This is a genomic window from Dactylosporangium salmoneum, from assembly GCF_039532525.1.
Classification (GTDB): domain Bacteria; phylum Actinomycetota; class Actinomycetes; order Mycobacteriales; family Micromonosporaceae; genus Dactylosporangium; species Dactylosporangium salmoneum.
Genome location: NZ_BAAARV010000025.1, coordinates 98,669 through 122,250 on the forward strand (window position 1 = coordinate 98,669; position 23,582 = coordinate 122,250).

Consider the following 23,582-nt stretch of genomic DNA (forward strand, 5'->3'; position numbering starts at 1 on the left):
CGCGTGACGCTGCCCGGGTTCGCCGACTGGCGCCCCACGACCGAGGCCGAGGAGGCCATGGCCGCGGCGGTCGCGACCGGCGACCAACTGGCCTACTGCAAGGCGCTGGCCGAGGAGGCGCTGTACCTCCCGATCACCCCGGCCGCGGCCGCCGCCCGCGAGCCGGTCACGCTGGCCACCTCCCAGGCCGGCGGCGTGACCTACGTGCTGGCGTGGACCTCGGGCGCGGTGCTGCCGCCGGAGATCCCGGCCGTGCGCCGCGCGCCGCTGTTCGAGCTCGTGCACTCCATCGCCGGGCTCGGCTGGGGCATCGCCGTCGACCCGGGGCTGCCGCTGCAGGCGTTCCTGTCGCCGGACGCGGTGCGCACGCTGCCGCCGTGGGAGCCGGAGTGGGCCCCGCTGGACGACGCGCTGCGCCGCGCGGTGAGCGCCGGGGACCGCGACGCCTACATGGGTGCGCTGCTCGATGCCCACCTGCTGCTGCCGCTGCCGACCGAGGAGGAGATCGCCGCGGCCGTCCCGCCGCCGGACGCGCCCGACCCGGACGAGTACTGGACGGCGGTGCGCACCGACCGCATCCTGCCGAGCGTCTCGCGCGACATCACCGACCCGGAGTTCCCGTGGTGGCGCACCGAGCGGGTGGACGGCAGCCCGGTCATCTTCGCCTTCTCGTCGCAGGCGCAGCTGCAGGCCGAGGTCGGCGACCGGGACTGGATCGCGGTGCGCTTCGTCGACATCGTGGTCGCCTGGCCGGGGCTGGAGGACACCACGCTCGGCGGCGCGCTGCGCATCAACCCCGGCGGGGCCAACGGCGTGGAGCTTCCCGCCGAGGCCCTCGCCGCGATGTACGAGCTCGTCCTGGCGGCGCTGCACGAGAAGAACCGGCCCCGCGAGGAGTCCTGATCAGCGCTGGGGCTCCCCGTGGTACTGCCGCTCGACGCTCGTCGGCGAGAGCCACACGTAGCGGTTGGCCCCGCTGCCCATGAGCGCCAGCATCTCGGGGGTCATCTCCTGCAGCAGGCCGGCGCCGCTCTCGGTGAGGTTCAGGGCCGACCCGGCCACGGCCGCCTCCTGCCGGCTCAGCTTCTGCAGCATCACCAGGCTGCAGCCCTGCAGCGTGTGTGCGTGCTCGGCGCCGAGCTTGCGGACCACGGTCACCTGCGTCTGCCACGGCCCGAGATCCGGCCGGGCGCCGAAGCCGACCTGGCTCACGTCGGTGACGATGAGCAGCGGCTGACGGGCGCTGGCCGGGGCCGAGGGCGGGCGCGGGTCGTTCCACAGCGCGAGGCGGTCGTTCATGCCGGTCGCCCACTCGCCGAGGCCCTGCCACGGCCGCGGGTCGCCGGTCATCACGATCACCCGGGCGCCGAGCGCCAGCGCCCGGAACACCAGGATCCGCTGGGCCCAGAGCCCGCCGACCAGCGTCACGCGGGTCGCCTCGGGCCGGAAGATCCGGATCGGCACCGGCTGGCGCTGGTAGTCCACGCCGAGCATCAGCCCGGTCGCCCCGGTGCCGCCGCGCACCTGGCCGAGCGCGGCCGCGCTCACCTCGTGCCAGTCGACGTGCAGCCGGGGCAGGCTGTGCGACAGCGGCCGCCCGACCTTGCCCGGCGCGACCGCCCCGGCCGCCCCCGATGGCGGGCCGCCGGGCCCGTCCTGCCGCTGGGCCAGGTCCTCGGGCGCGGCCTGCGCCGACTCGGCCGGGGCCGCCACCGCGGCCGCCGCGGCCTGCGCCTGCTGCCACGGCAGGCTGGGCGCCGCGGTCCGCGACAGCGAGCTCTCCAGGTCGAACTGCGGATGCGCGACCGCCGGCCGCACCTCCGTCGTCGTGTGCCCCCGCACCGCCTGCGCCGGCTGAGCATGCGCGGGCTGGGCGTGCGCCGGCTGGGCGTGGGCCGGCTGGGCGTGGGCCGGCTGGGCGTGGGCCGGCTGGGCGTGGGCCGGCTGGGCGTGGGCCGGCTGGGCGTGGGCCGGCTGGGCGGCCGCCGGCTGATACGGCGCGGCCTGGGCCTGCGAAGGCTGCTGGTAAGCGGCCGGGGCGGGCGGCGGAGCGGCCTGGGCGGCGCCGCCGTACACCGCGGGCGCCGGCTGGTAGGGCGCGGGCTGGGCCGGCGGCGGCGCGGCCTGCGCGGAGCCGCCGTACACGGTCGGCGCCGGGCCCTGCTGCCCGTGTCCGGGCTGCCCGGGCGGCGGACCCACCTGCGCGCGCCCGACCTGGGCCCGCCCGGCGGCCGGCGCCCCGTGCGGCGGCTGCTGCCCAGGCTGACCCTGCTGCCCAGGCTGACCCTGCTGGGCGTGCGCCGGACCGCGGTAGTAGCCGACCTGATCCGGCGGCGGCTCTGGCTGGTAGGGCGGCTGCTGAGGCGGCTGCTGGGGTGGCTGGGTCACTTGGCACCGCCTCCGGTCGGGGCGCAGGCGTACACCGCCGGCCCGTGCTCACCATCGAGCCGCACGAGCTCCGCCTTCGCCGCCGCGGCGGCCTCCTCGATCGCCCGCACCGACGGCTCCAGGTTGCTCGCGGTCGCCGAGACCCGCAGCAGGCAGCGCAGCGCCAGCCCCGAGCCGTCGCGGGTCAGCGTGAGCGAGGACGCCGACGACGCGGCCGGCATCGAGATGAGCCGCTCCAGCAGCGCCGCCGTGTCGGGAAGGTGGGGCCAGGTCCTGAGCCACAGCCCGGTGTGGGACAGCTCGCCGGAGCGCCACGCGGTCCACTCCTCGTGCGGCCGCCAGCCGTCGCCCGGCGCGGCCGGGTCGAACTCGCAGGCCCGGGTCAGGGCGGCGGTGAGCTGGTCGGCGTCGAGGATGTGGTGCTCGACCCCCGCGTCGCGCAGCAGCCGGCCGACCTTGCGGATGAGCGAGCCGACCAGCGCCGGCGCGTGCTCGGCGTCGTAGCTGCCGGCCATCCCGGCCTCGGCCCGCGAGCGCGCCTCGAGCCGCACGGCGACCCACGTGGTGCGCTCGGCCGGCAGCGGGGGAGCGGCCTGCAGCTGCTGCAGCTCGCGGTAGGAGCGGGCGGCGAACTGGGCGTTGTCGACCTGCTGCCACGGCGCCGGCACGCTCACCGTGGTGACCTGCACGATCGCGCCGGGGTGCTCGGCCTCGTCCAGCACGCGGGCGAGGAGATCCAGTGGTACCCCCGGCTCGGCATCGCCCCGCATGGACGTCTCGGCGCCGAGGACCGCCGCGGCGAACCAGCCGGCCGCGTCGCACCCCACGCCGATCTTCGGCCCGTCGGCGGTGGGCCCGGCGACGTCCTGCACGAGCAGTCCGGGGGCGAGCGTGCGCAGCATCACCATCCGGCGGTCCCGCTCCGGGGTCGGATCGGGGCCGGCCCGGCGGCGCCGGTTGTGCTCGCGGACCAGGGCGCGCCGCTCCAGCCACCACCGGCCGCGGGCGCGCAGCAGGAACACGACGATGACGAGGACGCCGGCGAAGGCGGTGATCCCGGCGACGATCGGCCCGCGGGGCAGCATGGCCGCGATGACCACCAGCACGGCCTCGATCAGGACGAGCCGCCCGATGTGTACGCCGCCGACGTACCCGGGCCGGCGCCGCAGCCGGGGCTGGGACTCCTCGCCGCGCGCGGAGACGGGCGCTTGAGTCATCTGGCCGGCACCCCCGTAGCTCGAGCCGCTCAATCCTTGTCGGGATCGCAGCTTACCTATCCCGTTCACCCTATGGCGGGCGCGCTCCTGTGGCATCTGCCAGGCGGGACAGCATAGCCGATCAATGGTGCGCGACCCGGTGCGTGAGTCACCGCCGTGGGTGAGGGTCGAGCGGCACCGGATGGGCAGTGGCCGCGCATGCCAGCGAAGAAGAAGCAGACGCAGGGCAGCCAGCCGTGGCTGCACCAGCAGGGCCACGAGATCCAGCGGTTCGGGCAGATCCGGCAGTTCCCGGTCGCGCTGTCCTACGACGCCCGGATGTACTCCTGTGAGCGCCTCAACCAGGTCCTCGCCGACACGCAGATCCTCTATGCGCTGTACAAGAAGCACCACTGGCTGATGCGGGGGCCGACCTTCTACCAGCTCCACCTGCTGCTGGACAAGCACGCGGGCGAGCAGCTCGAGCTGGTCGACGCCCTGGCCGAGCGGGTGCAGACGCTCGGCGGGATCGCGGTCGGGGATCCGCGGCACGTGGCCGAGCTGACCAGGGTGCCCCGGCCGCCGGACGGGGCCGAGGAGGTACCGGCGATGCTCTCCCGCCTCCTGGAGGCCCACGAGATGATCCTGTCCGACGCGCACGACGCCGCCGCGCGGGTGGAGGAACTCGGCGACGACGGCAGCAACGACATGCTGGTCTCCGAGGTCATCCGCACCGGCGAACTGGAGGCCTGGTTCCTGGCCGAACATCTGGTCGACACCCCCATCGTTCGGACGGAAGAGGAGGTAAAGGCGGGCGCCAACGGCCGACGTTGATAAGAAGCGCTACCGTGTCGGCGTGACGAGGCATATCGAGTCGCAGCTGGGCGTCGACCTTGGCACCACGCACACGGTCGCCGCACTGACCGCCGCCGACGGTCGCAGCCAGCCGCTGCTGTTCGACGCCAGCTTCCTGCTGCCGTCGTCGGTCTACGCCGAGGTCGACGGGCACCTGCTCGTCGGCAGGGATGCCGAGCGCTCCGCGCGGCTCGATCCGTCCCGCTACGAGCCCAACCCGAAGCGCCGGGTCGACGACGGCACGGTGCTGCTGGGCAACCGGGAGTACGCCGTCTCCGACCTGCTGGCGGCGCTGCTGCGGCGCACCGCCGACGAGGCCTCGCGGGTGCTCGGCATCATGCCGGTGCGCACCGTGCTGACCTACCCGGCGAACTGGGCGACGCATCGCCGCTCGGTCCTCGCCGACGCGGCGTCGCGGGCGGGCATGCCGTCGCCGATCCTGGTGCCCGAGCCGATCGCGGCGGCCGCCTACTTCACCACGGTCCTCGGCCGCAACATCGTCCCCGGCCAGGTCCTCGTGGTGTACGACTTCGGCGGCGGCACGTTCGACACCACGGTGCTGCGCCGCCGGCCCGACGGCGGCTGGGACGTGCTGGCCAGCGACGGCCTGCCCGACGTGGGCGGCGTCGACCTGGACGCGGCCATCATCGGCCACCTCGGCCAGACGATCGCGCCGAGCGACCCGCAGCGCTGGCGGCAGCTCGTCGAGCCGGCCGACGACGCCGACCGGCGCCGCCACCACCTGCTGCGCGAGGACGTGCGCGCGGCCAAGGAACAGCTCTCGCGCAGCTCCACCGCGAGCGTGCACCTGCCGCTGTTCGAGACCGACGTGCACGTCACGCGGCCCGAGTTCGAGCAGCTGTCCCGCTCCTACCTGCAGCGCACCGTGGACCTGACGGCGAGCACGCTGCAGCGCGCCGGCGTGCGCTCCGATCAGATCGGCGGGCTGTTCCTGGTCGGCGGGTCGAGCCGGATCCCACTGGTCAGCACCCTGCTGCACCAGCGGCTCGGGGTCGCGCCGACCCTCATCGAGCAGCCCGAGCTGGTGGTGGCGCTGGGCAGCGTGCTGGCCGCGATGCCGGCCCGCCCGGCGTCGTTCGCGGCCACTCCGCCGCCGCCCCGGCCGCCGGTCATCGCACCCGGTGGCGTGCCCATTCCACCGCCCAACGCGCCCGTCTCGGGCCCGGTCGGCATGCCGGTGTCCGGCATGCCCGCGTCCGGCCCGCCGGCGCCGGTCTCCTCGGTCCCGCTCGTCCCGGGCGGCCCGACGGCCCCGATGTCGCCGGTCGGGTTCCAGTCCGCGGCCACGCCGCAGTCCCCGCCCGTCTCGGGCGGCCCGACGGCCCCGATGTCGCCGGCCGGGTTCCAGTCCGCGGCCACGCCGCAGCCGCCGCCGGTCCCGGGCGGGCCGCCGAACGGCACGGCCGTCTTCGGGGCGGCCCCACCGGCCCCGTACGGCGCTGCGCCCGTCCCGGCCCGCACGGGCGGCTCCGGCGGCAGGCTGGGCCTGCTGGTCGGCATCGTCGCCGTGCTCGTGCTGCTGCTCGGCGTCGGCGGCGTGGTGGCCTACCGCGCGGTCAGCGACGACAAGTCGACCGACTCGACCGCCAATCGCGGCAGCGGCGGCGGCAACGGCAGTAACACCCACGGCGGCGGCGGGTCGGGCAGCACCGCCGGCGCCGGCTCCGGCGGTCAGGCGGCCAGCACCAAGGACGCCAAGCCCGGCGCCAAGCAGCAGAGCGTCCAGGTGGGCAAGTCGGTCTGGTACGCCCAGTACAAGATCACCGTCAACAAGATGACGTACGACGCCGACGCTTCGCAGCACAAGCTCTCGGCCGAGATCGTGGTGGAGAACCTCGGCACGTCCAACTCGTCGCCGTACCTCCCGATCGTCTTCTCGGTCGGCGGGCAGCAGTACACCGGCTCGCTGCGGGAGACCTCGACCGTCGCGGCCGGCCAGAAGAGCAACTACAACCTGGACTTCTCGATCTACGACCCGCTGAACGCCAGCATCGCCACCGGCCAGTTCATCTTCGGCGACGGCGACGTGGAGCAGCCCACGATCCCGCTCGACGGCAGCCCGGTCAACGCCTACGAGCCGGTCAACCTGCTCAAGGACAAGAAGGCCACCGTGCACGCCGTGACGGCCACCTTCACCAGCTGCGACCTGCGCGGCGGCTTCTTCGACTACAACGGTCAGGCGAAGAAGGGCTACCGGGTGGTCATGTGCAAGGTCGACATCCAGTACACCGGCAACAGCTCCGAGTACATCGGGCAGGAGCACTTCCGGCTCGGCGCCCCCGACGGCAGCGAGCTCGGGCCGCTCACCGCGCCGAACGAGGCGCTCTCCGGCGGGCAGGTCGCGGTCGGCGACCCCCTCGCGTTCCAGGTGAAGGCGGACCTGCTGGGCACGTACAAGCTGCGCCTGGTCGACCTCGGCGATCACAAGGACCGCCAGGCCGGCGACGTCGCCGAGATCGACCTGGTCCTCAAGTAGCGGCGGGAACTAGCGGGCGCCGCCGTTGACGTACAGGGTCTGGCCGGACACGTAGGAGGCCTCGTCGCTGGCCAGGAAGGCGATGACGGCGGCGACCTCCTCGGGCCGGCCGACCCGGCGCAGCGGCGTGCGCTCGGCGGCCAGCGCCTGGTGCTCCTCGGGCGAGCTGCCGACGCGTTCGGCCGTCGCGGCGGTCATCGCGGTCGCGATGTAGCCCGGCGCGACGGCGTTGACCGTGATGTCGTACGGCCCGAGCTCGATCGCCAGGGTCGCGGTGAGCCCCTGCACGCCGGCCTTCGCGGCGGCGTAGTTGGCCTGGCCGCGGGCGCCCAGCGCCGAACGGCTGCTGAGGTTCACGATGCGGCCGTAGCGGGCCTTCACCATGTACCGCTGCGCCGCCTGACAGCACAGGAACATGCTCGTCAGGTTCGTCTGCAGCACGGCGGTCCACTCGTCGTACGGCATCTTGAACAGCAGGTTGTCCCGGGTGATCCCGGCGTTGTTGACGAGGATGTCGATCCGGCCGATGCCGGCGAACACCTCGTCGACCTGCGCCTTGTCGGTCACGTCGCAGGCCACGACCCCGTCGCCGGCCTTCAGGTCCAGCGCCACCACGTTCGCACCCTGCGCGCGCAGCAGCTCGGCGGTGGCCGCCCCGATGCCCTGCGCGGCGCCGGTCACCACGGCGGTCCTGCCCTCGAATCGCATGTTCGTCACCTTTCCACCAGTACCGCGGAACCCTGCCCCACCCCGACGCACATGGTCGCCAACCCCCGGCTGTCCCCGGTGCGGCGCATCCGGTGCAGCAGCGTGGTCAGGATTCGCGCCCCCGAGCAGCCCAGCGGGTGCCCGATGGCGATCGCGCCGCCGTCGGGGTTGATCATCTCCGGGTCCAGCCCGAGCTGCTCGGCGCTGGCCAGGACCTGGGCCGCGAAGGCCTCGTTGAGCTCGGCCTGCTGCACGTCGCCGACCTTCCACCCGGCCCGGGCCAGCGCCTTGCGGGTGGCCGGGACCGGCCCGATCCCCATCACGTCGGGGTGCACGCCGGCCGAGGCGCCGGCGACGTAGCGCCCGAGCGGCTCGAGCCCGAACTCGCGCAGCGCGTCCTCGCTGACCAGCAGCAGCCCGGCGGCGCCGTCGTTGAGCGGCGAGGAGTTGCCCGCGGTCACCGTCCCGCCCTCGCGGAACACCGGCTTCAGCTTGGCCAGCTTCTCGAGGCTGGTGTCGGCCCGGATGCCCTCGTCGGCGGCGACGCCCTCGATCGGCAGCAGCTCGGCCGCGAAGTGCCCGTCCCTCGTCGCCCGGCCGGCGTTGCGGTGGCTGCGCAGCGCGAACTCGTCCTGCCGCTCGCGCGTGACGCCGTACCGCGCCGCCACCTCCTCGGCCGTCTCGCCCATGCTCAGCAGCCCGTGCAGCTCGCGCATGGCGGGGTTGATCAGGCGCCATCCGAGGCGGGTGTCGGCGATGGCCATCGCGTTGGGCAGCGCGTCGTCGGGGCGGGGGAGCACGAACGGGGCCCGGCTCATCGACTCCGACCCGCCGGCGACCACGACGTCGGCCTCGCCTGCGGCGATCGTGCGGGCGGCGATGGTGACCGCCTCCAGGCCGGAGGCGCACAGCCGGTTGACGGTGGCGCCGGGCACGCTGTCGGGGAGACCGGCCAGCAGTACCGCCATCCGCGCGACGTTGCGGTTGTCCTCGCCGGCCTGGTTGGCCGCGCCCCAGTACACCTCGTCCACGCGCGCCGGGTCGATCCCGGCCACCAGCTCCCTGACCACGGCCGCCGCGAGGTCGTCGGGGCGCACGTGGGCGAGCGCGCCACGCAGCTTCCCGATCGGGGTGCGCCGGGCGGCGGCAAAGTACACGGTTCGCATGCCATAAAACTAACACTGTTAGTAGGCTGGGAACCCTTCGGAGGTCCCTTGCGTCCAACCGGGCATGAAGCTGTTGCGACTGGTCCCCGCCGTGCTGCTGGCCGCCTCCGGATGCGCCGCCGCCGGAAGTGCCGCCGACTCCGCCGGCTCCGCCGCGTCCTACGCCCCTGGCGACCTTGTCGTGCGGGTGCTCACCGGCGGCGGGTTCGCGCCCGTGTCGGCGGCAGTGACGCAGCTGCCCGAGATCAGCGTGTACGGCGACGGCCGGGTCGTCACCATCGGCCCGGTGCCGGGCCTCTACCCCGGCCCTGCCCTGCCCAACATCCAGGTCCGCCGCATCTCCGCCGCCGACGTGCGCCGGCTCGCCCAGCGCGGCCTGGCGGCGGGCGTCGGCCGGGGCGAGGACATGGGCGTGCCCACCAACGTGGCCGACGCCCCGACCACGCACATCACCGTGCGCACCGCGTCGGGCGCCGCGACCACGGACGTGCCCGCGATGGGCATCGACTCGGCCGGGGACGGGATGACGGCGGACCAGCGCGCCGCCCGGGAGAGGATGCGGCAGTACGTCGAAGATCTGCGCGACCTGCCCAAGACCCTCGGCCGGAACTCGGTCGGCGAGGCCGTCCCCTACGAGCCGGCCCGCATCGCCGCGGTGGCGACGCCGTGGCAGCCCTCCGCCGACGGTCTGCCCTCCGACCCGCCGGCGGTCGAGTGGCCCTCCGCGTCCGCCCTGCCCGGCGACCCCGTGCCCGACCGCACCGGCGTCAACTGCCTGGCGGTGGAGGCGTCACCGGTACTGTCGGCGGCGAATTCGGCGAACGCGAGAACGCCGTGGCTCTCGGGCGGCACCCGCTGGGCCGTGGAGTTCCGCCCGCTCCTGCCGGACGAGTCGGGCTGCGCGGACCTGGGCCGCTGAGGGGTCCGGTTCAAGAGGGTTCCGAGCCCTGGACCGCCCGCCAGAGCCAGGCGCCCGACGAGCGGCGGGAGAGCAGGCCCGTGATGCGGTACGGGAACGGCTCCACCGCCCCGTCCGGGCCGTGCTCGGCCCCGTCCGCCTCCGCGATCACGAACGCGGCTCCGGGCAGGCTGTGCACGGTGGCCGAGGTGGTCTGCCAGGAGTAGGCCGCCGGCCGCGCGAACAGATCCGTCAGGAGCTCCCGCACGGCCGCCCGGCCGTGGGCCGACTCGCCCGCCTCGGACCCGACGTACGTGATGTCGTCCTCGGGCACGAAGCAGGCGAGCGCCTCCTCCAGGTCCTTCTCGAGGAACGCCCGCCCCAGGCGATCCACCATCGCGACCACGTCGCTCATACGGCCTCCGCTTCGCTCCGGCCGCATGAGCCAGAGCTGTGTTCATTGTGAGCGGCCCCAGCGCCTGGTCTGGCTCGCTGAGGCTCCGCACTGAGCGACCCAGACCAGGCGCCGCTTCGCTCCGGACCGCTCATGTCGTCACCACCAACTGCTTCGGCGAGCGCATGCCCGGCAGGTACAAGAACGCGAAGGTCACCGCGGCGCCGAGGACACCGGCGCCGACGAGCGTGTTCTGGACGCCGATCGCGTTCGCGACGGGGGCGGCCATGGCGTAGCTCAGCGGTACCAACGCGATGGAGATGAACCAGTCCACCGATGAGACGCGGCCCATGAGCTCCTCGGGCACGAGCCGCTGCTTCGCGGTCGCCCAGGCGATCGTGCCGGCCGCCTCCAGGCCGTTCACCAGCGCGCACGCCACGGCCAGGTGCCACGTCGCGGTGGCCATGCCGTAGCCCGCGACGGCGAGCGTGGCGAGCGTCCAGGTGATGTAGATGAAGCGCATGTACTCCCGTGGTACCCCGCGCTGCCCCACGATGAGCGCGGCGGCGATCGCCCCGATGCCGCCGCTGGCGAGCACCAGGCCCAGGTCGCCGGCCGAGCCGTGCAGCTCGTTCTTCACCACGAACGGCAGGAGGACCTCGGTCGGGCCGATGAACAGCAGGTAGGCGAACGTCGCCGCGACGAACGTGCCCCACAGCCACACGTTGCCGCGCACGTAGTTCATGCCCTCCTTGAACTCCTCCCAAACCGAGCTCTCGGACATGTCGGACGTGTCCGGACCGGCGGCCGTCCGCGCCCGCATGAGGAAGAGGCAGGTGGCCGAGACCGTGAACGTGACCGCGTCCACCGCGAAGGTCAGGCCGGAGCCGCCCAGCGCGATGAGCAGGCCGCCCAGCGACGGCCCCGCCATCTGCAGCGCGGCCGGGCGGACGAACTGGTCCAGGGCGTTGGCCTGGACCAGCTCCTCGTTCTCGACCAGGGTCGGCACGAGCGAGTCGAACGCCGGGCCGAAGAAGCCCGACGCCGCCCCGTAGACCGCGACCAGCGCCACGATGTGCCACACCTGCACCACGCCGGTGAGGCTGAGCACCGTGAGCGCGGCCAGCACCGCGCCCCGCACCAGGTCGGTGCCGAGCATGATCTTCCGCCGGTCGAACCGGTCGCTGATGACCCCGCCGAAGAGCAGGGTGGCGACCTGGGGCAGCGACAGGGCGAACCCGACGACGGACATCGCCGCCGGGGCGCCCGACAGCGCGTACACCTGCCAGGCCAGCGCGACGAGCAGGATCCCGTCGCCGATCAGCGAGGTGCTCATCCCCGTCCACAGCAGGCGGAAGTCCCGGCTGCGGAGGGGGATGAGCAGGCCCGGAAGCGCGCGCGGGGCGCGATGCCTGGCCTCGAAGCCGTGCCTCAAGCCGCGTCCCGGAGTCGGTCCGCGCCGGCGAGGTCGGACAGGACGGCGTTGAGCTGGTCGATCTCCTCGTCGGTGTTGGCCGCGGTGACCTGGATGCGGAAGCCGACCTGGTCCCGCGGGACGAGCGGGTAGGCGGCCAGCGTCACGTAGGTCTCGCGGTCCCACAGGAACTGCCCGACCTGGGCGATGTCCTGGCCCGGGGCCAGCGGCAGCTCGATGATCGGCGTGGTGCCCGTGTTCGGCGTGTGCAGGCCGAGGGCGCGCACGTGGTCGAGCACCCGCACGGTCTTGCGGTACAGGTCGGCGCGGATCTCGTCGCCGCGCTTCTCGTTGAGGTCCAGGCCGGCCATGACGGTGGCCAGCGAGGCGGTCGGGGACGGGCCGGAGTAGAGGTACGGCGGGGCGGCGACCTTCAGGTGGTTCTTCAGCCAGGTCGGCAGGGCCAGGAAGGCCATCAATGAGGAGTACGACTTGGAGAAGCCGCCGACCAGCACGATGTTGTCGTAGGTCTCGCCGGCGTACTTCACGATCGCGTTGCCCCGCGAGCCGTAGGGCGAGGTCTCGTCGGGCCGCCGCTCGCCGATGACGCCGAAGCCGTGCGCCTCGTCGACGTAGAGGAGGGCGTCGTACTGCCGGCAGACCGCCGCGAACGCCGCCAGATCTGGCGCGAGGCCCGTCATGGAGTTCACGCCGTCCATCGCGACCAGCTTCGCCTTGCCGACCGGGGCCTGGGCCAGCAGCTCGGCCAGGTGCTCGGGGTCGTTCGCCCGGAAGCGCTGGACCGTGGCGCCGAGGCCCTTGGCGTACATGCAGCCGTCGTAGATGGTCTTGTGCGACTGCGAGTCCAGGAAGATGTGCCCGTCGCCGGCCAGGATCGGGATCACCGACATGTGGATGTGCGTGATGGTGGGCAGCAGCAGGGTGTCCGGCGCGCCGAGCAGCTCGGTCAGGCGCTCCTCGATCTCGATGTACGGCTTGGCGTTGCCCAGCAGCCGCGACCAGCTCGGGTGCGTGCCCCAGGTGCGGATGTACGGGTCGACCGCGTCCATGATCTCCGGCTCCAGGTCGAAGCCGAGGTAGTTGCAGGAGGCCCAGTCGGTCAGCCAGTGACTGCCCACCCGGATCCGGCGGCCGTTGATCTCCTCGATCACGGCGTCGTACATCGGGCTGGTCGCGCGCAGGCGCTCGAGGTCGTCCCAGCGTCCGTCGCGACGAACGTAGGCACCCTTGGTGCTGTGCAGCGGGTGGACAGTCATGCGGTAGTACCTTCCTTGGTAACGGACGTTCCGGGTTGTCTCGCCGGGATCACCGGGCGAGCTACGCCATCGCGGCGAATGGCGCGGTCTTCGGGATGAGCGCGAACGCGTCGGGCTCGGACAGCGGCCGGGCGAAGAGGTAGCCCTGGCCGTAGGGGCAGCCGATCTCCTGCAGCGCCTCGCGCTGGCCGGCCTCCTCGACGCCCTCGGCCACGACCGAGAGGTTGAAGGTCTGGGCCAGCTGGACGATCGCGGTGACGACCGCCCGCTGCTGGGTGGAGGACAACATGTCGTCGATGAAGGACTTGTCGATCTTGAGCACGTCGATCGGCATGTGCTGCAGGTACGACAGCGACGAGTAGCCGGTGCCGAAGTCGTCGATGGCCAGCCGGATGCCCATCGCGCGCAGCGCGTCGAGGTCGGCCCGGACCTGGTCGTCGTTGCGCAGCAGCAGGCTCTCGGTGATCTCCAGCAGCAGCGTGCCGGGCTCCACGCCCGAGGTGTGCAGCATCTGGCGCACCTCCTCGACGAAGCCGGGCGTGCGGAACTGCCTCGCCGAGACGTTCACGCTCATGTACCGCAGCGCGCCTTGCGCGGTCGAGCGCTGCCAGCGCCCCGCGGTGCTCAGCGCCTGCTGCAGCACCATGCGCCCCATCGGCACGATGAGCCCGCTCTCCTCGGCCACCTCGATGAAGTGACCGGGCGCGATCATGCCCCGGGTCGGGTGGTTCCAGCGCACGAGCGCCTCGAAGCCCAGCGGCACGCCGGTCTCCAGATCCACGATCGGCTGGTACTGCAGCACGAACTGGTGGTCCTTGACCGCTTGGTCGAGCGCGGCGCGCAGCTCGAGGCGCTCCAGCACGGCCGTGTGCAGATCCGACTGGTACCGCCGCCAGCGCCCCTTGCCGGCGCCCTTGGCCACGTACAGCGCCAGGTCGGCCTGGCGCATGAGCTGCTCGGCCGAGCTCGCGTCGACCGTGGTGGACAGGCCGATGCTGCTGATGCCGTTGACCGAGTCGCCGGCCACGGTGAAGGGCTCGGCGAGCGCGAGCGTGATCCGCTCGGCGGCCAGCTCCAGGTCGCTCACCGAGTCCGCCTCGATGAGCGCGGCGAACTCGTCGCCGCCGAGGCGGGCCACGGTGTCGGACGGGCGCAGCTCCCCGGTGATCCGGCGGGCCACCGACTGCAGCAGCTCGTCGCCGACCGCGTGGCCGAGCGTGTCGTTGACGATCTTGAAGTCGTCCAGGTCGATGAAGAGGACGCCGACGAGGCTGCCGTGCCGCTCGGCCCGGACCACCGCCTGCTCGACCCGGTCCTGGAACAGCACCCGGTTGGCCAGGCCGGTCAGGGCGTCGTGGAACGCCTGCCGGATGAGCTGCTCCTCCATGCGCCGGCGCTCGGTCACGTCGCGCACGGTGAGCACCAGGCCGCCGACGGTGGTGTCGTCACGCAGGTCGCGGCAGTCGGCCTCGACCACCATCGCGGCGCCGTCGACCCGCTCGGCCCGCACGTCGATGACGTCGTGGCCGTGCAGCCCGGCCCGCACCTGCCCGAGCAGCTCGGCCAGGCGGGGCCGCTCGTCGTGGGCGATGAACTCCCACAGCTCGTAGCCGGCGATGCGCTCGTCGCCGAAGACCGGGCCGGCCGACGGGCTCGCGTACTGGATGACGTCGTTGTCGTCGACGATGAGGATCACGTCGGACGTGTTGTGGATGAGGGTACGGAAGTAGGCCTCGCTGTTGCGCCGGTTCACCTCGGCGGTCAGCGTGATCCGCTCCAGCGCCATCGCGGCCTGGGACGCCAGCACCTCGAAGGTCGGCTGGAGGGCCTGCAGGGCCTCGGTGGGCGCGGCGAGGTACAGCATGTCGCTGGTCACGCCGAGCGGGTGGCGCAGCGTGGAGCTGAACTCGCGCAGCACGGCCCGCACGTCCGGGGTCAGCCCGGAGACGCGCACCAGGCCTGGGGCGGGCAGCTCGGCCTCGGCGTCGACGCGGACCACGGCGATGATGTGCGGGGTGTCGGCCGGCAGCAGCCGGTCCAGCGCCGTGCGCACCGCGGACAGCGCCTCGGCCGGGTCGGCCGCGGACACCAGCGTGGTGGTGGCCTCGCGCAGCTCCCGCTCGCGGGCGAGGGACTGCCGGTGCACGCCCATGACGCCGGCCAGGCGGGTCAGCACGAGCACGAACATGACGCCGGAGGAGACCGCGATGACGGCGGCGTCGCGCACCGTGCCGAGGCTCGCCTCGACCAGCGTGAGGCCGGGTGCGATCAGCGATGCGGCGCCGAGCAGCGCGATGCGGCGCACGCCGAGGTCGGTGTCGGCCGAGCGGGTCGGCTCGGTCAGCTCGCGCATGGACGGGTGCAGCGCGGCGGCCGCCCAGGCCCCGTAGCAGACCACCCAGCCGAGGTCGGTCGGCCCGCCGACGTGCCAGTCGCCGTTGAGCTGGATGAGCCCGTAGATGACGTCGGCGATGAGCAACCCGGCGGTGCCGAGCCCGAGCAGGTTGATCGACCCGGTGCGCCGCACGCCGCCGGTCAGCAGCCGGGCGAAGACGGCCAGGGTCAGCACGTCGCCGAGCGGGTACCCGATCGACACCATCTTCTGCCACAGCGTCAGCTCGGTGTTGCGCACGTACGGGTCGATCAGGAAGATCCACGACAGCAGCGCCACGCCTATGGTCAGCGTCGCCGCGTCGATCAGGCTGTCGCGGTTGGCGCGCCCGGTCCGCGACCGGATGAACCCGAGCAGGCCGCCGGCGACGAGGGGGTACATCGCCAGGTACAACCCGTCGGGGAAGGACGGGAACGGGTTGGTCAGCCCGAACACGTCGGTCTGCACGTTGTACAGGAAGTCCCCGAGCCCGAAGCAGGCGAGCGCGGTGGCGAGCAGGAACCACGGCCATCGGCGGTTGGGCCGGTGGACGAGGACGCCGACGACCACGCCGGTCGTGCTGGACAGGCCGATCGCGCCCCACCAGAGCATGTGCATGTCCGGCCAGCGGTAGAAGGCCACCGTGAGCAGGGCCATCCAGACCGCGAACCAGGCGCTGAGCTTGCTCTTCAGCACGCCGCCCGCCTCCTTCCCGCTCACGATCGGACTGCTGCGATCTCCCTGATCGGTCAGCGGGCCGGAGTCTGAACAGGAACCGGGGTGCGGCTAGGGTCCTCCGAGTTGCCGGACGGGTCCTCCATTTGGACGACAGCGAGTGTTTATTTGAACACTCAACGTAGCCAAGGCGGGCCTTTTTGACATATCGGGCGCTCCGCGCCGCGACATCTCGGATTTATGCCCTGGAAGGTGGCAAAAAGGACGGGCTGGATTCAGTGGTCGGCGGCGCGCTGCTGCGTGCCGCTGAAGGCCAGCCCCGCGGGCGAGCGCTCGGCCTCGGGCGCGATCTTGTGGTGGTGCTGGGGCTCCGCGTAGAAGCTCAGCCCGATCACCCCGGCCAGCGTCACCACGAAGCCGATCGCCACCAGCCACTCGCGGTGGGGCCACACGCCGTCGCCCAGGAAGAGCAGTCCGACCAGCGCGGCCGGCACCGCGCCCGCGGCGTCCATGGCGGCCACCGCCGCCGTCGTCGAGCCCCGCTGCATCGCCAGGCCGAGCAGGAGCTGGCCGACCAGCGAGTGGGCGATGAGGAGGTACGACAGCGGGTCCGCCAAGAAATGCGCGAACGAGTCCGCCGAGGCGAGTGGGCGCGAGGCCACCGCCGCGGCCCCGAAGGCCACGCCCGACAGGGAGCCCAGCACGACCGAGCCCGGCGCGCCGTGCAGCCGGCCGGCGAAGAAGCCGAGCACGGCCAGCGCGACGAGGACGCCGACCAGCGCGATCACCCCGCCGGTGCCGAGCTGGCGGGACGGGGCCGGCTTGGCCGCCATCACCAGGGCGGCGATGCCCACGGTCAGCGCCAGCAGCAGGGCGATCTCGGTGCGCGGCAGCTTCCACTTGAGGATCAGCACGCCCAGCAGGGTGGTCACGCCCAGGCCGGCCGCCATGGCGGACTGCACGAGGAACAACGGCAGGTCGCGTCGGGCGAAGAAGGCCAGGAGAAAACCGGCGCACTGACAGCCCACGCCGACGAGGTACGACTTGTGGCGACCCAGCCGCAGCAGCAGCATCGGCTGGAAGCCATGGTGCAGATCGGTGCGTGCGGCGGCCATGGATTGCAGCAGGTTGGCGACGCCGTAGGCGGCGATCATCGCGCCGAGGAACAGCCAACTCCAAGATGCCACCCGGGCAGGATAGACCCCGCGGACGGGCTCAGCATACGGACCATTCGGTTCAGCCGGACAAACCGGACAGTCGGGTATTGCCCAAACGGGTGAGCACGTCCTCGTGCAGGTGGCCGTTCGTGGCCACCGCGCTGCCGCCGCCCGGGCCGGGCTGGCCCTGCAGGTCGGTGAAGGTGCCGCCGGCCTCGGTCACGATCGGCACCAGGGCGGCCAGGTCCCACAGGGACAGCTCGGGCTCGATCATGATGTCCACGGCGCCCTCGGCCAGCAGCATGTAGCCGTAGAAGTCCCCGTACGCCCGCTGTCGCCACGTCCGGCGGCTGATGTCCAGGATGGCGCCCAGCCGGCCGGCCTCCTCCCAGCCGCCGAGCGAGGAGTAGCAGAACGACGCGTCGGCGAGCCGGTTGACGCCCGACACCCGGATGGGGGTGGCCGCCGCCGTGTGGCGCCCGGCGTACGCCCCGTGGCCGAGGGCGCCCCACCAGCGCCGCCCGAGCGCGGGCGCCGACACCAGGCCGACGACCGGCTGGTCGCCCTCCATGAGCGCGATGAGCGTGGCCCAGATCGGCACGCCGCGCACGAAGTTCTTCGTCCCGTCGATCGGGTCGATGACCCACTGGCGGCTGCCGGGGCCGGCGGCGGCCTCGGTCGCGCCGTACTCCTCGCCGAGCACCCCGTCGCGCGGCCGGGCCCGGCCCAGGGTGGCCCGCAGCGCCTTCTCCACCGCCGTGTCGGCGTCGGTGACCGGCGTCAGGTCCGGCTTCTCGGTCACGTGCAGGTCCTGCGCGCGGAAGCGCGGCACGGCGATCGCGTCCGCGGTGTCGGCAAGAAGGTGTGCAAGGGCCAGATCATCCGCGTAGCGCGCCATGCGCGGAAACTTAGCCGACGATCGCCAACTTCTGGCAGTACTGTCGCCGTTTGTGACTCCCACAGCCCTGTGCGGCCTGCTCGCCGAGTCCGACCGTCTCGATGTCTTCGCCGCCGTCGTGCTCGGCGCGCGCACGCCCTCGGCCGTCGAGGCGGCCACCGGGATGCCCGCCCGGCTGGTCGAGCCGGCCATCCGCCGCCTGCAGCAGGGCGGCCTGCTCGTGGTGGAGGACGGACAGCTGGCCGCCGCGCGGGACGCCTTCAAGGACGCGGTGCGCACCGCCGCGGTCCAGGCCGGCCCGCAGCCCCAGCTGGACCCGGACCGGCACCGCGACCTCGTCCTGCGCACCTTCATCGCCGACGGGCGGCTGACCCAGATCCCGGCCGCGCACGGCAAGCGCATGGTCGTGCTGGAGCACATCGCCTCGTCGTTCGAGCCCGGGGTCCGGTACCCCGAGCGCGAGGTCGACGCGATCCTGCGCGCCTGGCACGACGACCACGCGGCCCTTCGCCGCTACCTGGTCGACGCCGGCCTGCTGTCCCGGGACAACAACGTCTACTGGCGCTCAGGCGGACCCGTCGTCGTCTGACGTCTCGGTGGCCGCGCCCTCCTTGGACGCGAGCAACCGGCGGAACGAGGCCAGCCGGCGGGGGTCGGCCCCGCCCTCGGCGATGAGCTTGTCCAGGCCGCAGTCGCCGCCCGCGCCCGTGTGGTCGCAGTTGGGCGAGCAGCGGGTGGAGGCCTCGACCAGGTCGGGGAAGCCGTGCAGGAGGCTGTCGGCCGACACGTGGGCCAGCCCGAAGGAGCGCACGCCGGGCGTGTCGATGATCCAGCCCAGGTCGTTCGGCAGCCGCAGGGCGAGCGCACTGGTGGAGGTGTGCCGCCCCTTGCCGACCGCGCTGACCGAGCCGACCGCCCGGTCGGTCCCCGGGACCAGCCGGTTCACGAGCGTGGACTTGCCCACCCCGGAGTGGCCGATCATGACCGACACCCGCCCGCGCAGCTGCTCGACGAGGGCGTCCAGCGGCTCGTCCGGCCGGCACAGCACGTAGGGCAGGTCCAGCTCGGCGTAGTAGTCCAGCACCGCCTCGGGGCCCGCGAGGTCGCCCTTGGTCAGGCACAGCAGCGGGTCGATCTCGGCGTCGTACGCGGCCACCAGGCACCGGTCGATGAACCCGGTGCGCGGCGGCGGGTCCTGCAGCGAGTTGACGATCACCAGTTGCTCGGCGTTGGCCACCACCACCCGCTCGAAGCGCCCCTCGGTGCCGCCCTCCTCGTCGTCGGCCGTGCGCATGAGCACCGAGTTCCGCTCGGCGATGCGCACGATGCGGGCCAGGGTGTCCGGTCGGCCGCTCACGTCGCCGACGATCTGCACGTGGTCGCCGACCACGACCCCGTGCCGGCCGAGCTCGCGGGCGCGCATGGCGGTCACGGTGGCGCCGGTGTCGAAGAGATGGCAGGTGTACCGCCCGCGGTCCACGGCCACCACGAGCCCCTCGACGGCGTCGCTGTGCTTCGGGCGCTGGCGCGTGCGCGGTCGCGAGGACCGGCTGGGACGCACCCGCACGTCATCCTCGTCGTACTCGCGCTTCCGCGTCAGCCGACCCTCCCTCGTAGCCGAACACCATGGTCGACCATAGCCGGGGAAAGTCCGGCACCGTCTTCGCGGTGCATGCCACGTCGTCCAGATCAACCCCGGCGACCGTCAGCCCGAGCACCGCGCCCGCGTGCGCGAGGTGCCGGTCGCCGTGCGTGGGCAGCGTGCCCCCGCGCAGCGGCCGGGGCCGCACCCGCAGGCCGTCGGCCTCGACGGTGACGTCGGCGCCCAGCGCGGCCAGCGCGCCGGCCAGCCGCGCGAGCCCTTCCTGCCCGTCCTGCCCGTCCGCGGTCTCGTCCCGCCAGGCCGGCCCGAGGCCGTAGAGGTGCGACGGCGAGTCGGCCACTGCGGCCAGCGCGGCCAGCACCGGGGCGAACTCGGCCACGCCGGCGAGGCTCGCGCTCAGCCCGCGCACCTTCCCCGTGCCCCGCATCACCAGCCCGCGCGGGGTCAGGCGCGCCTCGCCGCCCATCCGGTGCAGCAGGTCGAGCAGGCGGCGGGCGGGCTGGCTGGTCGCCGGGGGCCAGCGCTGCACGGTCACCGAGCCGCCGGTGACCAGGGCGGCGGCCAGGAACGGCGCGGCGCTGCCCAGGTCCGGCTCGATCTCCCAGGCCCGCCCCTTGAGCCGGCCCGGCTCGACCGACCACACGTCGGGCCGGCTGTCGTCCACCCCGGCGCCGGCCGAGCGCAGCATGTGCACGGTCAGGTCCACCTGCGGCTTCGGCACCGGCCGCCCGACGTGGCGCAGCACCAGCCCCCGGTCGAACTCCGGGGCGGACAGCAGCAGCCCGGAGACGAGCTGGCTGGAGGCGGAGGCGTCGATGGTCACCGGCCCGCCGCCGATGCGCCCGACGCCGTGCACGGTGAACGGCAGCCCGCCGCCGGGCTCGACCCGGGCGCCGAGGGTGCGCAGCGCGCCGAGCAGCGGGGCCATCGGCCGGCGCCGCGAGCGCGGGTGCCCGTCGAAGGCGACCGCGCCCTCGGCTAGCGTGGCCAACGGCGGCAGGAAGCGCAGTACGGTGCCGGCCAGCCCCACGTCGACCCGGGCCGGCCCCTGCAGCGGCCGCGAGCGCAGTAGCCACAGGCCGTCGTCGGCGGTCGACACGTGGCAGCCCATGGCGCGCAGCCCGGCCGCCATCAGCTCGGTGTCGCGGTTGCGCAGCGGCCCCCGCAGCGTGGTGGCGCCGGCCGAGTTCGCGCCCAGCACCAGCGCCCGGGCGGTCATGGACTTCGACCCCGGCAGCCGCAGCGCCGCGTCGAGGGGGCCGGTGGCGGTCGGCGCGCGCCACGGTAACTGCGTTTCCACGCGCTCAGTGTGCAATCAGTTTCAATATGTAGCGACCATCGGGGTGCTCGCTTCCCGAGTTTTGTCACACCCCGTCGGTACGGTTGCCTCATGTGTGGCAGGTATGCGACCTCGCGCAGCAACGCCGACCTGAGCGCCCTGTTCGAGGCCACCGACGACACGGACGGGCTGGAGCCCGACTACAACGTGGCCCCGACCGACCCGGTGCCGATCGTGCGGGTCTCGCAGTCCGCCGGCGGCCGGGTGCTCTCCACCGCCCGCTGGGGCCTCGTCCCGGCCTGGGCCAAGGACCCGAAGGTCGGCGCCCGGATGATCAACGCCCGGGCGGAGACCGTGGCTAGCTCCAACGCCTTCGCCCAGTCCTTCGCCAGGCGCCGCTGCCTGGTGCCGGCCGACGGCTGGTTCGAGTGGCTGCGCACCGAAGGTTCCAAGAGCAAGCAGCCGTACTTCATGACGCTCGGCCCCGGCGAGCCGTGCGTGTTCGCCGGGGTGTGGACGGTGTGGGGCAAGGGCGAGGGCCGGCTGCTCACGTGCAGCATCCTCACCGAGCCCGCCGTCGGCGACCTGGCGCTGATCCACGACCGCATGCCGTTCCTGCTCCCGCCCGAGCGGTGGGCCGCCTGGCTCTCCGGCGAGCCGTCGGGGGCCCTGCTCGAGCCCACCCCGTCGTCGCACGTCGCACGCCTGGAGCTACGGCCCGTAGGCGCCCGCGTGGGTGATGTGCACAATGACGGTCCCGACCTGGTCGAGCGGGTCGCCGCCCCGCCACTGCGATCGAACGAAGTTGACCCGATCGATCTGACCCTTTTTTAGGCTGAAAGTCCAAATAAAAATCTGGAGGTTTTGCGAATCGGCCTGATAGGTCTTGTATTTGCCGTCGTATGTGCGATACAACACAGCGCCGGTGGGTGTATGTCGGATGGGGGCATCCCGATGTTCACTCACCTTGCGTTCGTTTGACCCACGGGGGAGGTGGGTGTATGACCCGGGCGAGGATGCCACGCCCTCACGAGGTAGCCGCCGCGCGACGAGACCCGCGACTGTTACGGGCCGTCAAGGAACAGCAGGGCGATGGGGCCTGGCGCATCCGCGGCGCATGCCAGAAGGTTGATCCTGAGACGTTTTTCCCGGCCCCGACGGAGCCGGCCGACGCAGCCGTGGCGCTGTGCCGCACCTGCGACGTCCAGGGGGCCTGCCTCGCGTGGGCCCTGGAGGTCGGCGACTGCCACGGTGTGTGGGGAGCCACCACGCCACGTGAGCGGCGTGCGATGCTCGTCGCATGGCGCAGCGAGGCTCCGGGGCAGATATCGGGCCAGGTGAGACCGGCCGCGATGGCGTGCCTGCCGATCCTGCCGATCCAGCGGGTGGGGCGGCACGAGAGCCCCGATCCGGTGGGTGCGGCCGCAACGTAGCGGCGTCCGGCGCGCAACCGACCAGGGCGACGCGGGCCGGATCGGCGCCGGTCAAGGCGGCGTCAGCCAAGGCAACGACAACACGGAAGTCCTCCGCGGCCTCGTCCGGCGCGGAGGACTCCGCCACACCGGCCGAGCCACCGCGCAAGGCCGCCACCGGGGCGCAGCCTGCGCGCAAGGCTGCCTCCGGGACGGCTGCCTCGAAGGCCGCGTCTTCGAACGCCGCGTCTTCGAAGGCTGTGTCCTCGCGTGAGGCCGGCTCCGAGGCGGCGTCTGCGCGCGAGGACGCGCCAGCGCGCAAGGCCGCGTCTTCGAAGGCTGCGTCCTCGCGTGAGGCCGGCTCCGAGGCCGCGCCTACGCGCAAGGCCGCGCCTACGCGCAAGGCCGCGCCTACGCGCAAGGCCGCGTCTGTGCGCAAGGCCGCGCCTTCGCGCAAGGCCGGCTCCGAGGCGGCGTCTGCGCGCGAGGACGCGCCAGCGCGCAAGGCCGCGTCTTCGAAGGCTGCGTCCTCGCGTGAGGCCGGCTCCGAGGCGGCGCCTGCGCGCAAGGCCGCGTCTGTGCGCAAGGCCACGCCTTCGCGCAAGGCCGCACCTTCGCGCGCGGCTACGGGTAAGTCGCAGAATGTGACGGCGGCCAATGCGAAAGGTGCATCGCCGAAATCGCCCCGGGTGAAAGTTGCCCCGGGGAATAGTGGTGTCGCAGAGCATTCCGGCGCCCACAAGATCGAGACGCCGCATGGGCCGGCGCGGTACCGGCTCGACGTCCCGGACCGCCACGGCGGGGTGCTGCTCGTGCTCGGCCACGGCGCCGGCGGGGACGTCGACGCCGCCGACCTGACCGCCGTCCACGCCGCCGCACTGGCCCGGGGCGTGGCGGTGGCGCTGGTGACCCAGCCGTACCGGGTGGCCGGCCGCCGCGCGCCCGCACCTGCCGCCCAGCTCGACGCCGCCTGGCTCGCCGTCCTGGCCGACCTGCGCCGCGCGCTGGACTTCGGCTCGCTCGTCGTCGGCGGCCGGTCCAGCGGCGCGCGGGTGGCGTGCCGTACCGCGCGGGAGGCCGGCGCCGACCGCATCCTCGCGCTGGCCTTCCCCCTCCACCCGCCGGGCAGGCCGGAGAAGTCGCGCGACCAGGAGCTCGACACGGGCGTGCCGACCCTGGTGATCAACGGCGACCGCGACGCGTTCGGGGTGCCGCCGTCGCGCCCGGGCGTGCGCGTCCACGTCCTGCCGGGGGAGACCCACGCCCTGTCGAAGCACCCGGACGCCGTCGCCGCGGCCGCCATCGACTTCGTCGCCGCCGGTTGAGCCCCGCCGCCGCGCTTCCGCGCGAGCCTGGCGAGGGCGATCACCCCACCGGGCGCGTCACGGGGGCTC

Annotated in this window: 19 protein-coding genes and 1 pseudogene; 8 read left to right on the forward strand and 12 right to left on the reverse strand. The window is 73.4% G+C overall.

What is annotated here, in order from left to right:
- Window positions 1-3: 3 nt before the first annotated feature.
- Complete coding sequence (locus ABD352_RS16105; RefSeq protein ID WP_344613172.1) at window positions 4-903, forward strand: SseB family protein; 900 nt, start codon at window positions 4-6, stop codon at window positions 901-903.
- Here the strand turns inward: ABD352_RS16105 and ABD352_RS16110 are convergent, their stop codons facing one another.
- Both ABD352_RS16110 and ABD352_RS16115 read right to left on the reverse strand, forming a co-directional pair.
- A complete protein-coding gene (locus ABD352_RS16110; protein ID WP_344613173.1) occupies window positions 904-2,388 on the reverse strand; it encodes a hypothetical protein in 1,485 nt (494 codons plus the stop codon). It lies immediately after the preceding gene.
- A complete protein-coding gene (locus tag ABD352_RS16115) occupies window positions 2,385-3,605 on the reverse strand; it encodes a type VII secretion protein EccE (RefSeq protein WP_344613174.1) in 1,221 nt (406 codons plus the stop codon). The genes ABD352_RS16110 and ABD352_RS16115 overlap by 4 nt, the downstream gene beginning before the upstream one ends.
- A gap of 198 nt (window positions 3,606-3,803) precedes the next feature.
- On the opposite strand from ABD352_RS16115, the gene ABD352_RS16120 reads away from it, so the two are divergent.
- Together ABD352_RS16120 and ABD352_RS16125 are read left to right on the forward strand one after the other, a co-directional pair.
- Window positions 3,804-4,418, forward strand: coding sequence for a Dps family protein (locus ABD352_RS16120; RefSeq protein WP_344613175.1), 615 nt, complete (start codon window positions 3,804-3,806; stop codon window positions 4,416-4,418).
- A gap of 22 nt (window positions 4,419-4,440) precedes the next feature.
- Window positions 4,441-6,936, forward strand: a complete 2,496-nt coding sequence (locus ABD352_RS16125) for an Hsp70 family protein (RefSeq protein ID WP_344613176.1) — start codon at window positions 4,441-4,443, stop codon at window positions 6,934-6,936.
- Between the two features lie 9 nt (window positions 6,937-6,945).
- Here ABD352_RS16125 and ABD352_RS16130 read toward each other — a convergent pair whose 3' ends face one another.
- Together ABD352_RS16130 and ABD352_RS16135 are read right to left on the reverse strand one after the other, a co-directional pair.
- Window positions 6,946-7,644 carry an SDR family oxidoreductase gene (locus tag ABD352_RS16130; RefSeq protein ID WP_344613177.1) on the reverse strand — a complete coding sequence of 233 codons (699 nt, stop codon included), beginning with the start codon at window positions 7,642-7,644 and terminating at the stop codon, window positions 6,946-6,948.
- Window positions 7,645-7,649: 5 nt separating this feature from the next.
- The gene (locus ABD352_RS16135; RefSeq protein ID WP_344613178.1) at window positions 7,650-8,810 is read right to left on the reverse strand and encodes a thiolase family protein; all 1,161 of its coding nucleotides are present in this window, start codon (window positions 8,808-8,810) and stop codon (window positions 7,650-7,652) included.
- Window positions 8,811-8,874: 64 nt separating this feature from the next.
- Between ABD352_RS16135 and ABD352_RS16140 the strand changes: the two genes are divergently transcribed.
- Window positions 8,875-9,729, forward strand: a complete 855-nt coding sequence (locus ABD352_RS16140) for a hypothetical protein (protein ID WP_344613179.1) — start codon at window positions 8,875-8,877, stop codon at window positions 9,727-9,729.
- A 10-nt stretch (window positions 9,730-9,739) separates the two neighbouring features.
- Here ABD352_RS16140 and ABD352_RS16145 read toward each other — a convergent pair whose 3' ends face one another.
- The 6 genes from ABD352_RS16145 to hisN form a co-directional block, all read right to left on the reverse strand.
- Window positions 9,740-10,123: a YybH family protein gene (locus ABD352_RS16145; RefSeq protein WP_344613180.1), complete on the reverse strand. Its 384-nt coding sequence runs from the start codon at window positions 10,121-10,123 to the stop codon at window positions 9,740-9,742.
- Between the two features lie 130 nt (window positions 10,124-10,253).
- On the reverse strand, window positions 10,254-11,537 hold the full coding sequence (locus ABD352_RS16150; RefSeq protein ID WP_344613181.1) for an MFS transporter: 1,284 nt from the start codon (window positions 11,535-11,537) through the stop codon (window positions 10,254-10,256).
- Window positions 11,534-12,793: an aminotransferase class I/II-fold pyridoxal phosphate-dependent enzyme gene (locus ABD352_RS16155; protein WP_344613182.1), complete on the reverse strand. Its 1,260-nt coding sequence runs from the start codon at window positions 12,791-12,793 to the stop codon at window positions 11,534-11,536. The genes ABD352_RS16150 and ABD352_RS16155 overlap by 4 nt, the downstream gene beginning before the upstream one ends.
- Window positions 12,794-12,854: 61 nt before the next feature.
- The gene (locus tag ABD352_RS16160; protein ID WP_344613183.1) at window positions 12,855-15,884 is read right to left on the reverse strand and encodes a putative bifunctional diguanylate cyclase/phosphodiesterase; all 3,030 of its coding nucleotides are present in this window, start codon (window positions 15,882-15,884) and stop codon (window positions 12,855-12,857) included.
- 230 nt (window positions 15,885-16,114) lie between these two features.
- Window positions 16,115-16,993 (reverse strand): hypothetical protein, encoded by an 879-nt coding sequence (locus ABD352_RS16165; RefSeq protein WP_344613550.1) that lies wholly within the window; start codon window positions 16,991-16,993, stop codon window positions 16,115-16,117.
- A gap of 82 nt (window positions 16,994-17,075) precedes the next feature.
- On the reverse strand, window positions 17,076-17,894 hold the full coding sequence (gene hisN / locus ABD352_RS16170) for a histidinol-phosphatase (RefSeq protein WP_344613184.1): 819 nt from the start codon (window positions 17,892-17,894) through the stop codon (window positions 17,076-17,078).
- Between the two features lie 52 nt (window positions 17,895-17,946).
- Between hisN and ABD352_RS16175 the strand changes: the two genes are divergently transcribed.
- Window positions 17,947-18,483 carry a DUF2087 domain-containing protein gene (locus ABD352_RS16175; protein WP_344613185.1) on the forward strand — a complete coding sequence of 179 codons (537 nt, stop codon included), beginning with the start codon at window positions 17,947-17,949 and terminating at the stop codon, window positions 18,481-18,483.
- Here ABD352_RS16175 and rsgA read toward each other — a convergent pair.
- Window positions 18,460-19,455 (reverse strand): ribosome small subunit-dependent GTPase A, encoded by a 996-nt coding sequence (gene rsgA, locus ABD352_RS16180; protein ID WP_344613551.1) that lies wholly within the window; start codon window positions 19,453-19,455, stop codon window positions 18,460-18,462. The two genes, ABD352_RS16175 and rsgA, sit on opposite strands and share 24 nt — an antisense overlap.
- 7 nt (window positions 19,456-19,462) lie before the next feature.
- Window positions 19,463-20,797, reverse strand: a complete 1,335-nt coding sequence (locus ABD352_RS16185) for a 3-phosphoshikimate 1-carboxyvinyltransferase (RefSeq protein ID WP_344613186.1) — start codon at window positions 20,795-20,797, stop codon at window positions 19,463-19,465.
- Between the two features lie 90 nt (window positions 20,798-20,887).
- Between ABD352_RS16185 and ABD352_RS16190 the strand changes: the two genes are divergently transcribed.
- From ABD352_RS16190 to ABD352_RS16200, 3 genes and pseudogenes are all read left to right on the forward strand, one after another.
- Window positions 20,888-21,610 carry an SOS response-associated peptidase gene (locus ABD352_RS16190; protein WP_344613187.1) on the forward strand — a complete coding sequence of 241 codons (723 nt, stop codon included), beginning with the start codon at window positions 20,888-20,890 and terminating at the stop codon, window positions 21,608-21,610.
- Between the two features lie 167 nt (window positions 21,611-21,777).
- Window positions 21,778-22,092, forward strand: a pseudogene (locus ABD352_RS16195) (WhiB family transcriptional regulator); the annotation flags it as partial.
- 785 nt (window positions 22,093-22,877) lie between these two features.
- Window positions 22,878-23,513, forward strand: coding sequence for an alpha/beta hydrolase family protein (locus ABD352_RS16200; RefSeq protein ID WP_344613188.1), 636 nt, complete (start codon window positions 22,878-22,880; stop codon window positions 23,511-23,513).
- Window positions 23,514-23,582 lie beyond the last annotated feature (69 nt).